At 68.7% G+C, this 11426-nt stretch carries 11 protein-coding genes; 8 read left to right on the plus strand and 3 right to left on the minus strand.

Going from position 1 to position 11426, the window contains the following annotated elements; all coding sequences use genetic code 11:
• A partial coding sequence (locus tag AB0F43_RS38060) for a hypothetical protein (protein ID WP_360488803.1) occupies window positions 1-462 on the minus strand: 462 nt, incomplete at its 3' end.
• Between the two features lie 249 nt (window positions 463-711).
• Here AB0F43_RS38060 and AB0F43_RS38065 point away from each other — a divergent pair.
• The gene (locus AB0F43_RS38065; protein WP_360488806.1) at window positions 712-1002 is read left to right on the plus strand and encodes an AraC family transcriptional regulator; all 291 of its coding nucleotides are present in this window, start codon (window positions 712-714) and stop codon (window positions 1000-1002) included.
• A gap of 150 nt (window positions 1003-1152) precedes the next feature.
• On the opposite strand, the gene AB0F43_RS38070 is transcribed toward AB0F43_RS38065, so the two are convergent.
• Window positions 1153-2265 (minus strand): citrate synthase 2, encoded by a 1113-nt coding sequence (locus AB0F43_RS38070; RefSeq protein ID WP_360488809.1) that lies wholly within the window; start codon window positions 2263-2265, stop codon window positions 1153-1155.
• Between the two features lie 392 nt (window positions 2266-2657).
• Between AB0F43_RS38070 and AB0F43_RS38075 the strand changes: the two genes are divergently transcribed.
• The 3 genes from AB0F43_RS38075 to pdxH are packed head-to-tail and all read left to right on the plus strand — an operon-like array spanning window position 2658 to window position 6000.
• Complete coding sequence (locus AB0F43_RS38075) at window positions 2658-3359, plus strand: hypothetical protein (protein ID WP_360488812.1); 702 nt, start codon at window positions 2658-2660, stop codon at window positions 3357-3359.
• Window positions 3360-3390: 31 nt separating this feature from the next.
• Window positions 3391-5346 carry a hypothetical protein gene (locus AB0F43_RS38080; protein WP_360488815.1) on the plus strand — a complete coding sequence of 652 codons (1956 nt, stop codon included), beginning with the start codon at window positions 3391-3393 and terminating at the stop codon, window positions 5344-5346.
• Window positions 5347-5370: 24 nt separating this feature from the next.
• On the plus strand, window positions 5371-6000 hold the full coding sequence (pdxH, locus tag AB0F43_RS38085) for a pyridoxamine 5'-phosphate oxidase (RefSeq protein WP_360488832.1): 630 nt from the start codon (window positions 5371-5373) through the stop codon (window positions 5998-6000).
• Here pdxH and AB0F43_RS38090 read toward each other — a convergent pair.
• Window positions 5946-8165, minus strand: coding sequence for an MMPL family transporter (locus tag AB0F43_RS38090; RefSeq protein ID WP_360488818.1), 2220 nt, complete (start codon window positions 8163-8165; stop codon window positions 5946-5948). The two genes, pdxH and AB0F43_RS38090, sit on opposite strands and share 55 nt — an antisense overlap.
• 111 nt (window positions 8166-8276) lie before the next feature.
• Here AB0F43_RS38090 and AB0F43_RS38095 point away from each other — a divergent pair, with 111 nt between their 5' ends.
• From AB0F43_RS38095 to AB0F43_RS38110, 4 genes are all read left to right on the plus strand, one after another.
• Window positions 8277-8987, plus strand: a complete 711-nt coding sequence (locus tag AB0F43_RS38095; RefSeq protein WP_360488821.1) for a TetR/AcrR family transcriptional regulator — start codon at window positions 8277-8279, stop codon at window positions 8985-8987.
• 300 nt (window positions 8988-9287) lie between these two features.
• The gene (locus AB0F43_RS38100) at window positions 9288-9581 is read left to right on the plus strand and encodes a hypothetical protein (RefSeq protein ID WP_360488823.1); all 294 of its coding nucleotides are present in this window, start codon (window positions 9288-9290) and stop codon (window positions 9579-9581) included.
• A complete protein-coding gene (locus AB0F43_RS38105) occupies window positions 9581-10591 on the plus strand; it encodes an SPFH domain-containing protein (RefSeq protein ID WP_360488826.1) in 1011 nt (336 codons plus the stop codon). The genes AB0F43_RS38100 and AB0F43_RS38105 overlap by 1 nt, the downstream gene beginning before the upstream one ends.
• 132 nt (window positions 10592-10723) lie before the next feature.
• Window positions 10724-11335 carry a CGNR zinc finger domain-containing protein gene (locus AB0F43_RS38110; protein ID WP_360488829.1) on the plus strand — a complete coding sequence of 204 codons (612 nt, stop codon included), beginning with the start codon at window positions 10724-10726 and terminating at the stop codon, window positions 11333-11335.
• Window positions 11336-11426: the final 91 nt, after the last annotated feature.

The following is an 11426-nucleotide window of genomic DNA, read 5'->3' on the forward strand; positions in this document are numbered from 1 at the left end:
GTGGGTGGGGTGGAGCGGGGCAGGGCTGAGGTGGGTGGGGTGGAGCGGGGCAGGGCTGAGGTGGGTGGGGTGGAGCGGGGCAGGGCTGAGGTGGGCGGCGTCGGGCGCGTCAGGGCTGAGGCGGGAGGAGGTGTTAGCGCCGGGGTTCAGATGGCCGGTGGAGAGTCTGCCGGTGGCGTTCTTCGGCGCCGCCCGGATCGAGGTCTCGAGCCGGGCGCGGTTGGTGGGCGGGGGGTCGAGTCGGGCGGAGATGGTCGCCGCAGCGGCGAGGTGGACGACGGTGATCGGCGCAGCGGCGAGGTGGACGACGGTGATCGGCGCAGCGGCGGGGGTGGTCGGCGCGGGGTTGGCGGTGCTGGGGTTGAGTCGGTCGGACCTGGTCGGAGCGGGGTTGAGGTGGGCGGGGGTGGTCGTCGCGGGGTTGAGGTGGGCGGGGTTGAGTCGGGCGGAGATGGGCGGCACAGCGTTGAGGTGGGCGGGGTTGAGGTGGGCGGGGTTGGTGGGGGTGGGGTCGTGTCGGAGCCGCGGTGGGGGGAGGTTGGGGATCGGGAGTTGTTGGGGGTGCTGGCGCGGGCTAGTGATGCCGGGTATCGGCGGGGGGATCTGTTGGGGAGGCGGCAGGCTGAGCTGTGTTTGGAGCAGTTGCTTGGGTTGATCTGGGACGCTGTGCACAATCCGGGGCGCGGTGCGACTGATACTGCTGTTGACGAGGTGGCTCGGCAGATTCGGCAGGATCCTGGGCGGGACTGGACTGTGGCGGAGATGGCTGGGCGGGCTGCATTGTCCAGGGCCCAGTTCACTCGGCGTTTTGTCGCGCAGTTGGGGATGTCGCCGGCGCAGTACCTGATTCAGGCCAGGATCGACCGCGCGCACCAGTTGCTCACCGAGAACGGCATGACTGTCACCCAGGTCGCGTCCGCCCTCGGCTACACCGATGTGCCGTACTTCAGCCGCCAGTACAAGCAACGCACCGGCAAGCCCCCCAGCACCGCCCGCCCCTAGCCCGCAGGCTGCTACGCCCAGGCCCACGCCCCACGTGTTGCTGTAGCAGGACCAGGCTCAATCCGACCCCGGTGCTCACGCACTAGTCCTCACCTGTCGCTGGCCCCACGCTCAGGTGGCCGGGCGGCTGGGTGAACTGGGTGGTGGGGGTTAGGCCCAGTTGGGGTTCCAGCCTTCTATGGAGGTGGCGGGGCGGGCGGTGGGGCCTGAGTAGATGGCGGAGGGGCGGATCAGGCGGCCGGTGCGTTTTTGTTCGAGGACGTGGGCGCTCCAGCCTGCTGTGCGGGCGCAGGTGAACATGGAGGTGAACATGGGCGGGGGCACTTCGGCGAAGTCCAGCACGACGGCTGCCCAGAACTCGACGTTCGTCTCCAGCACGCGGTCCGGGCGGCGTTCGCGGAGCTCGGTGAGAGCGGCCTTCTCCAGCGCTTCGGCTACCTCGTAGCGCGGTGCGGCCAGCTCTTGCGCCGTACGGCGGAGGACGCGGGCACGAGGGTCTTCGGCTCGGTACACGCGGTGGCCGAAGCCCATCAGGCGTTCGCCCGCGTCGAGTAGGCCCTTGACGTACGCGCGGGCGTCGCCGCTGCGTTCCACGCCTTCGATCATCGTCAGGACGCGTGCGGGCGCGCCGCCGTGCAGCGGGCCTGACATCGCTCCGACCGCACCGGACAGCGCTGCTGCGACGTCGGCGCCGGTGGAGGCGATCACACGGGCGGTGAAGGTGGAGGCGTTCATGCCGTGCTCGGCTGCGGAGGTCCAGTACGCGTCGACGGCCTTCACGTGCTTCGGGTCGGGTTCGCCGCGCCAGCGGATCATGAACCGCTCGGTGATCGTCTTCGCCTTGTCCACCTCGCGTTGCGGCACCATCGGTTGCCCTATGCCGCGAGCGGCCTGGGCGACGTACGACAGTGCCATCACCGCGGCGCGGGAGAGGTCCTCACGGGCCTGCACGTCGTCGATGTCGTAGAGCGGTCGCAGACCCCAGGCGGGTGCGAGCATCGCCAGCGCGGACTGTACGTCGACCCGCACGTCGCCGGTGTGGACCGGCAGCGGGAACGGCTCGGCCGGCGGCAGGCCGGGGGTGAAGGCGCCGTCGACCAGGAGGCCCCAGACGTTCTCGAACGGCACCCGGCCGACCAGGTCCTCGATGTCCACGCCGCGGTACCGCAGCGCCGAACCTTCCTTGTCCGGCTCGGCGATCTGCGTGTCGAACGCGACCACGCCCTCCAGGCCGTGCTGCACCTCGGTCCTCGGATCTGACATGCGACTCCCTCGTCCTCGTCGTCAGCGCACCCGTGCCCACACGTGCCCACCAGTGGCCGGCGCGCCGGTAGGCGCCCAGGCAGCATAGTTCTGTCCGGTGATCCCCGGACAGATCTGTGACGAGCTCGGCACGTCGTCATCCCGGGGGGACGGCGGGTGGGCTGCATGGGTGAGGGGGTTCGGCCTGCCAGGGCAGGGCGGTCGGGTTGCGGTGTGGTTGATGCGGTGCGGCGGAGTGTGGTTCGGCGGGCGCGTGCTGTGTGCCGTGCGAGGTCTTGCGGTGCGGGTGGGTGACGGCACGGGCGGTGGGGGAGGTCGGTTGGGGCGAGGTTGGGGCGAGGTGGGGGAGTTGTTGGAGGTGGCTGACCGGGTGGGGGGCTAGGGTCGGCGGTATGCCCGTTAAGCCTGTTCCTGGACTCGGACTCGTTGTTGGGGTCGTACTTGGGTACGTCGCGATGGTCGGGGCGTCTCTCGCGATGACGCGGCTCGCTACGGTGCGTGCCCAGTTCATGACCCCCGACTTTGGGCGGAGTGCGCCCTGGTTTGCGTTGTTGTTGGGGATCGCTCTGGTGCTGGGGCTGCTGATGGCGGTGCCTGCGATCGGTGCGGGTGTCATGACAGGGGCCGGGGCGTTCATGACGCTGGTCGGTCTGGCGTTTGTGCTCCTGCCTCTGCGGCAGTCGTTTGACCTGGTCAAGCTGTTCCGGGTGCCCGGGACCCGGCAGCCGTTCTCGTACTCCCTGCTCGACGGGTCGTTCGTGCTGCTGGGGCTGATCCTGCTCATTGTCGGCGTACGGCGCTGGGTGTCGGATGCCAAGGTGTATCAGTTGCTGACGGCCCAAGGGCAGGCGCAGGACCGGGCGTATCGTCCGACCTTCCCGGCACAGGCGGGCCAGCAGCCGCAGCAGTGGGGTGGGTACCCGGGTCAACAGCAGCCGGGCCAGCAGTCGGACCCCGGCCAGCGATCGCAGTACGGCGGCTACCCGGGGCAGCAGCAGCATTCGGGTCAGCAAGGTGGTTATCCGGGCCAGCAGCAACCACAGGACCACGGCCAACAACCCGGCGGACACCCGGGTCAGCAGCCGCCACGATAACTTTCCCCGCAGGGCCTGCATCTGGCTCTGCATGGAAACATTGGTCGCCTATACCTTCCATAGTGACAGTCCGGCGAGAGCAGCGGCGGGCACTGCACGCGTAGAGGCGTACTACGAGCGCCTGTGGGACCAGAAGGCCAAGCACAAGGGGTACGACGGCAGCGCAGTCGGACTGCATGTCTGGGACAGAGGCGAGTCGAGTTGCTTCTGGCCGTCGTGGCATGACGCCGGCGAGCTGCGGGTGGCCAGTCTGCACGCTCCACTCGGCTACCAGCGTGTCATCGGCGACGTACCGCCGTACGACGCTCCGGCCCGGCTGGCACATGCAGTACGACGTACCCCGGCCAGCTTCCTCGAATTGGCGCCACCGTTCACGATGGCAGTCCTAGAGCCCGAGAGTGAACGGCTGGAGCTCTTTACCGACTCCATCGGGGTCGGCAGGCTCTTTCAGTTGAGACTGACCGATGGCTGGGTGTGGAGCAACCGCCCGGTCGCGGCGCTGCTGTTTGGTGGAGTGGCCGCCGCAGCCGCTCCACGGGGTTGGAGCTTTGCCGCGGCGTGCGGTTGGTTCATGGACGACAGCACGCCGTACGACGGGGTGCTCGCCGTACCGGGGGCGACACACATCGTTGCCGACGGCATACGTCGCCGACAGACCGTGACACGTATAGACACCACCAGTGTCTGGTCGACAGACAGTCCGGACACGGTAGAGGAGACCGCCGAAGCACTGCAGGACGTCGCGAGGTCAGTGGCCCGCCTGTGGCCCGGCAGGCCTACGGTCGACCTCAGCGGTGGCCGTGACTCCAGAGTGGTCGCTGCCGCGTTCCTCAGGGCCGGTGTGGACCTGAAGCTCAACAGCTACGACGCGGTGCCTGGCGAACTGGACGTAGCCGAGTCGCTCGTCCAGGCGCTGCCCTTCCAGGTCGAACACACGACCACCGGCCGCAAGCCAACCAGCCCGCAACCGATCAAACCGAATCCACAGCCGGTCAAGCCTCCGCCGCTGGTAGACCGTGCGCTCCGCTGGCACAGGTATGCGGAAGGACTTCGCCCGGCCAGCTACCTCTTCCACACGCCACCGGCCACCCTCGCGAACGTCGCCCACCTGGCGATCGGTGGCGCCGGCGGGGAGGTTGCCCACGGCCACTTCTATCCGGCCGACGTACTCCAGCTCGACGCGCTGCCCCTGAATGACAAGGTGCACGCCTTCGGCAACCGTCTGCAAGCCCGGTTGACACCCACCGCCGGTCCAAACCCGCTCGCCCGGGCCGCCGTCGCGGACCAGATCGCGCGTGTCCTGCGCGACGCCGTGCACGGTGGGATCGCGAACGCGACCATGCTCGACTACTTCTACGTGGTCGAACGCCTCCGTCGCTGGGGTACGACGGGAGAGCGCAGTGGGGTCGTGTCGCCACTGCTGATCCCGGCGTTCGTGCGGGCCGCGTTCGCGCTCACACCGGCGCAGCGGGTCGACAACGCGCTGCACCGGGAGCTTGTCCGGCGGCTGATCCCGGAGTGGGGTGACGTTCCATTCTTCAAGCCGAGCCGGCCGGCTCCACGCCGAGCGCCGGTGAGGATCCGTTGCCTTGCCGACGCTCCCGACCGGGACCTCATCCAGGGGCTCCTCGACGACGTCGACGGCTTCGACCGCGAGGCAATCACTACGTTGTGGGCGGCGTCCGCGGCGGGGGCCAGCTCGGCGGCCGCGGAGGCCACTCTCAACCAGGCGCTCTGGCGCGCGACCTTCAACCAGCACCTGGACGAGGTCAACAGCCACCTACCGCGAAGCACCCAGGTCAAGGTGAGCAAACCACTGCCCGCCCCCTCAGCACCCAAGCCAGCCGGAGTACGGCCCTCCGCCCGCCAGTCGGCCGTACGGCGCATGGCCCGTCACCCCGCCGTACGGCGCCTGGCACGCCACCGGTTCTGGAAGGCGTTCCGCCGAACCAGCCTCGGCCAATCGTGGCGCAGCCTGACTAAGTAGGCTCGGACCGTGGACCTTGCGGAGATGCGGCGTGTGTACGGCCTAGGCGAACTGCTCGAGAGCCAGGTGGACCCGGACCCGATCGTCCAGTTCAGCACCTGGCTGCGACAGGCGACCGAAGCCGGGCTGCCCGAGCCCAACGCGATGGTGCTGGCGACGGCCGACGGCGACGGCCGCCCGTCCGCACGGACCGTCCTCCTCAAAGGCCTCGACACCCGCGGCTTCGTGTTCTACACCAACCAGCAGTCCCGCAAAGCCCAGGACCTCGCGGCGAACCCGCACTGCGCGCTCGTCTTCCCCTGGCACGCGATGGAGCGCCAGGTCCGGGTCGAAGGCACCGTGAGCAAGCTCCCCACCGAGGAGGTCGACGCGTACTTCGCCAGCCGCCCGCGCGAGTCACAGCTCGGCGCCTGGGCCTCGCAACAGAGCCAGCCGGTCGAGTCGCGGGAGGAACTCGACCTCCAGTACGCCTCGTACGAGCGCCAGTGGCCGGAAGGCACCGCGATCTCCACGCCGTACTTCTGGGGCGGCTACCTCGTCTCCCCGCACGCGTTCGAGTTCTGGCAGGGCCGGATCGGCCGGCTCCACGACCGCCTCGCCTATCGGCGTACCAGTTCCGAAGGCGGCTGGGAGCTCTCCCGGCTCCAGCCCTGATCGGACGAGGTCTCCCGGAAGCCGAAGCGCTCCCACCACCGCACCAGCGGCCCCGGCGCCCACCAGTTCACCCGGCCGAGCAGTCGCATCGTGGCCGGCACCAGCAGCGCGCGGACGATCGTCGCGTCCAGCGCGATCGCGATCACCAGGCCGACCCCGATCATCTTCACGAACACGATGCCCGAGGTGGAGAACGCGGCCACCACGATGATCAGCAGCAACGCCGCGCTGGTGATGATCCCGCCGGTGCGCTGCAGCCCGAGCGCGACAGCCTGTGTGTTGTCGCCGGTCCGGTCGTACTCCTCCCGGATCCGGCTGAGCAGGAACACCTCGTAGTCCATCGACAACCCGAACAGTACGGCGAACAGCAGCACCGGATTGGTGGCGTCGAGGAACCCGGCCGGGGTGAAGTCGAGCAGCCCGGACAGGTTGCCGTCCTGGAAGATCCACACCATCGCGCCGAACGCGGCCGACAGCGACAGCACGTTCATCACCAGTGCCTTGGCCGGCAGCACGAACGAGCCGAAGGCAACGAACAGCAGGACGAACGTCACCAGCATGATGAACCCGGCCATCCATGGCGCCCGCTCGGCCAGTACGTCGAGCAGGTCGATCACGGCGGCCGTCTCACCACCGACCTCGACCGACGTCCCGGCCGGCGGCGCGACCGCGCGTACGTCGTGCACCACCTCACGGGCGGGCAACTCCTGCCCGGTGAAGTGCGTGTGCGCGACCACCGAAGCGACACCGTCCGAGTAGCCACCGAGCCGAACGTTGTCGACGTCCGGAATCTGCCTCAAGACGTCCACATACCCAGCCAGTGCCGCAGCCGGATCGGCCGGCGGCGAGGAGAACCGCACCGCCACGAAGATGTCCGACCCACCGGCGCCCGCGAAGTCCCGCTGCAACGTCTCCGTCACCGTCCGGGAAGTCGCCCCCTCGGGCAGCGCGCGATGGTCCACGCCGCCCAACTGCGCCTGCAGGAACGGAATCCCGAGGATCAGAAGCACCGGAATCAGCACCACCACATACCGCACCGGCCGCTTCATCACACTGTGCGCCAGCCGATACCAGGCACCACTCTCGGCGGAGGCGGAGGCGGAGGCGGAGGCGGAGGAGGTGGCGGTGGACTTGCGCCGTCTGAAGATCGGCAGGTTGTTCACCCGATGCCCCAGTACGGCGAGCAACGCGGGCAGCGCGGTCAACGCCGCCACCATCGCGACGGCGACCGCGGCCACACCGCCGTACGCCATGGAGCGCAGGAACATCACCGGGAACAGCGCCAGGCTGCTGATCGCGACCCCGACGGTGATCCCGGAGAACGCGACCGTCCGGCCGGCCGTCGACATCGTCACCGCCAGCGCGGTCTCCACGTCGTTGCCCTTGGCAAGCTCCTCGCGGAACCGGGTGACGATGAACAGCGCGTAGTCGATCGCCAGCCCGAGCCCGATCATGGTGACGATGTTGATCGAGAAGATCGACACGTCCGTCACCGCGGACAGGCCTCTGAGCAGGACGAACGCGCCCAGGATCGCCAGCGCGCCGACGAACAACGGCAGGCTCGCCGCGACCAGGCCGCCGAAGACGACCACCAGCAGGACCAGCACGATCGGGGTCGAGATGGTCTCCGCCCGCACGATGTCGTGCTCGGTCTGCGTGTTCACCTCGTCGAAGACCGCGACCTCACCACCGACCTTCACGTCCATCCCGGGCGGCGAGGCCCGCAGCTGATCGGCGATCCGGTGGAAGTTCGCGAGCCGCGCTTCCTCGTCAGCGCCGGCCAGCGTCAGGACGGCGTACGTGCTGTGCTGGTCCTTGGAGACGAACACAGGCGAGCGCGTGCTCCAGTACGTCTGGGTGCCGGTCACGTCCGTGGACGGCAGGCCGGACAGGTGGCTCTCCACGGACTGGCGGAAGGCGGGGTCGGCCACGGTCTTCGACCCACCGTCGTACAGCACGATGACATCGGTGCCGGTCGGGCCGACGGCCTTCTCGATCGTCGCGACCGCGTTGGCCGCCTCGGTGTCCGGTGCGTCGAAGCCGCCGTTGGCCAGCGAGCCGAACACCCCGGTGCCCCACGCGAGGCCGATGGCGACGAAAACTCCGGTCAGGGCGAGCACCAGGCGGCGGCGCCGATAGGTGAACCGGCCGAGCGTCTCGAACACGAAACTCTCCCCAAGGCGTAGATTTGAGCAGCGGATGCTTCAGTGAACAGCGTTAACTGTTAACGGTGTTAACTCTAGACATCCGGTGCCTGGATCTGTCAAGGGAGGACTGTGGAACCGAATCGGCGCGATCGCCGGGCCGCGACGCTGGCCGAGATCAAGGCGACCGCGCGGCGGCTGCTGGTCAGTGGCGGCGTGGCCGCGGTCGGCCTGCGCGCCGTCGCCCGCGAGCTCGGCCTCACTCCGCCCGCGCTCTACCGGTACTTCCCCAGCCACGAGGCGCTACTGCAGGCCCTGATCGCCGATCTGTACGACGAGTTGACCGCGGCGCTGATGGCGTTGCAGGACAACGATGCCGACCCGGACCTGGGTGCCCGGCTCTACCTCCTCGCGAACGGCCTGCGCGACTGGGCGCTGGCCCATCCGGCCGAGTTCGGGTTGCTGTTCGGCACCGCGATCCCGGATCCGGACGCCGAGGGACACGAGGACACCCCGGGTCATCAGGCGGCGATGCGGTTCGCGGCCGTGTTCAAGGCCCTGGTCGCCCAGGTCTGGCACCAGAAGCCGTTCCCGCATCCGTCCGAGCAGGACCTCGGCCCGGTGCTGGTGGCGCAGCTGACCCGGAAGTCGGAGTACTTCGACGGGATGCCCCCCGGCGCGATCTACCTGGCGCTGAATTACTGGACCAGGCTGTACGGCCTGATCTGCATGGAGGTGTTCGGTCAGCTGCACTGGGCGCTGGAGGACGCCGGCGCGTACTTCGAGGCACAGCTCTTCGAGATCGGCGAGGCACTGGGACTGGATTGTCCACAGCCGGAATGAGCCGGGAACAAGAAAGCCCGCGGGCGCTTCCAGAGACACGACCGGGTGGCCGAACTCTGGGTCAGGCGGACTGACCTGACTGCCCGCGGGCCCGGTGGCTGGCGTTGGATTGGCCGACCCCGGTTCAGCACAAAAGCGCTGTCCCACTTACTAGTGGTTGGCGGTCAACCCGCCGCCACCTCACGAGTCCGATAGCAATTCATGCGTTGGACCACCTCCCTTCGCGTGTACTGCGAACCTACTGGCCGAAGGTCCGCCGTTCAACCGGTTTTAGCCCGTCGACGTGATCCCATAAGGAACATGTTCAGAGTCGGACTGCCGGTGATGCTCATCCTGCTGATCGGAACCGCCTGGTTCGCGTGGGCGTCGTACCGCCGGGCCGCCCAGGCAGAGCGGGCGCTGGCCGAGTTGCACGCCGAGAACCGGGCGTTGCTGCACGAGGCCAGGGCGCTGGAACGGGCGGTCGCGGCTGCCGAGCAGGGCTTGCGTACGCTCAGCTCGCATCCGTCGGTGCCGCGGGACGTCGCGGTGACCGCCGACCTGACCCTCGCCGACGTACGGCGACTGGTAGAACGCAAGGAGCTCGACGACTGATGGCAAAGCTGGGGAACGCCGCCACGGCGGTGAAGGCCAACGGGGGCAGCGTCAAGGCGAAGGTGATCGGCGGCGTGGTTCTGGCCGTGATCGTGCTCGTCGTGCTGTTCAACATCTTCAACTTCGCCGACACCGACGCGAACAAGATCGGCCTGCACTACGGCGGCGGCGTGGTCGAGGACAAGAAGTTCAAGTCGATCATCCCGCCCGGCTCCACGAACAAGCTGATCGGCCCGGGGGACACGGTCTACGCCTACCCGACCGACCAGCGCTCGTACATCATCGGGGGCTCCGGGGCGGACACCGACGGCGGCGACGAGGTCACCGTGGTCAGCAGGGACAACGTCCGGCTCGGTGTCCGCGTGCAGGTCTACTTCACCCTGAACCGCACCGAGGAGACGTTGAAGTCCTTCCACGAGCGGATCGGCCTGAAGACCGACGCCTACGAGGAGCGTGGCTGGAACGAGATGCTGCGGTCCTATTTCCGGCCGCAGATCGACCGGGCGCTGGCCGCCGTCGCGACCAACTACAGCTGGGCTGAGCTCTACAACAACGAGAAGAAGAAGTCCGAGTTCCAGACCACCGCGGCCCGGGAATTCACCCGGCTGCTGCCGGCTGCCGTCGGCGGCGACTACTTCTGCGGTCCGTCGTACACCGGGAACAACGCGTGCGGCGAGCTGTCCTTCACCATCCAGAAGCCGACGCCGCTGGACAAGGGCATCATCGACGGCCTGGAGGCCAAGCAGCGGGCCGAGTTGGCCAAGGCGACGCAGGAGCAGAAGAACCAGCAGGTCAACGTCGAGCTGCAGTCGGTCAAGCAGCAGGTGGCGATGCTCGGGGCGCAGGGCTACCTGCTGAAGACGGCGATCGAGTCGGGCAAAATCCAGTTCATGGTCCTCCCGCAGAACGGCAACGTCAGCATCCCGGTCCCGACCACCGCCCAGACCACCCAGCCGAACCAGTCCGGCCAGTCGAGCCAGCCGAACCAGTCCGGCCAGCCGAACCGCTGAACCCAAGAGACCCATGACCGTGTTGAATGCCGCGCTACCGCGCTGCGGGTCATGGGGCTTTGACTCCCGCCCTTCCCTCGTCGCTCCAGTCGCTTCGCTCCCTCCACTCCTCAGTCCAGGCCGGGAGGCCCCATGACCGGCCTCCCGTCCCACCTCGAGTTGGTGCAGGGTGTCGTGCTGCCCAAGCCGGTCGGCGGGGAGCCGGTGCTCGACTTCGTCAACACCCGGTCCGACTGGACCACCCGCGGCCCGGCCCGGACCGAGTGGCTGACGTCGTACGAGGCCTTCCTGATCTGGAACTCGTACGTCGGCCTGTTGCCGCCGGCGACTGTGTTCCGTCTGATCGAGCAGGCCAGCGGCAAGCCGACCGAGGCGGCCCGCAGGATGCACACGGCGCTGGAGTTCAGAGCCGACCTGTACGACGTCCTGACCGGCCAGGCGACTGGTGGGTCCTTCGAGGCCGCGGCCCGGGTGATCGAGAAGGCATCCGGGCGGCGGCAGCTCGTGCGCACCGACGAAGGTGCGTCGTGGGAGCTGCCGGAGGACCTGGCTCAGCCGCTCGACCAGCTGGCGCTGCTCGCGGGCGAGCTGCTGACCGGGCCTGCACAGGCGCATGTCCGCAGATGCCCGGGGGAGTCGTGCGGCTGGCTCTTCCTCGATCCGCGCGGGCGCCGGCGCTGGTGCTCGATGGCGACCTGCGGCAACCGCGCCAAGGTCCGCGCCCACGCCGCCCGCACGCGCTAGGCGGTGTCTGACGGTTCCCCGCCTACTGCGCGGCACTCGGCACGGCATCTCGCCGCACTGGAGCAAAGGTCACGATGGAACCACATCGAGA

Source organism: Kribbella sp. NPDC023972 (assembly GCF_040639075.1).
Lineage (GTDB): Bacteria > Actinomycetota > Actinomycetes > Propionibacteriales > Kribbellaceae > Kribbella.

Bases quoted from the DNA above. Each gene is read 5' to 3' on its own strand.
- AB0F43_RS38100 (WP_360488823.1), top strand. From the start codon at position 9,288: ATGTTCAGAGTCGGACTGCCGGTGATGCTCATCCTGCTGATCGGAACC.
- AB0F43_RS38080 (WP_360488815.1), top strand. From the start codon at position 3,391: ATGGAAACATTGGTCGCCTATACCTTCCATAGTGACAGTCCGGCGAGA.
- pdxH (WP_360488832.1), top strand. From the start codon at position 5,371: ATGCGGCGTGTGTACGGCCTAGGCGAACTGCTCGAGAGCCAGGTGGAC.
- AB0F43_RS38075 (WP_360488812.1), top strand. From the start codon at position 2,658: ATGCCCGTTAAGCCTGTTCCTGGACTCGGACTCGTTGTTGGGGTCGTA.
- AB0F43_RS38110 (WP_360488829.1), top strand. From the start codon at position 10,724: ATGACCGGCCTCCCGTCCCACCTCGAGTTGGTGCAGGGTGTCGTGCTG.
- AB0F43_RS38105 (WP_360488826.1), top strand. From the start codon at position 9,581: ATGGCAAAGCTGGGGAACGCCGCCACGGCGGTGAAGGCCAACGGGGGC.
- AB0F43_RS38070 (WP_360488809.1), bottom strand. From the start codon at position 2,265: ATGTCAGATCCGAGGACCGAGGTGCAGCACGGCCTGGAGGGCGTGGTC.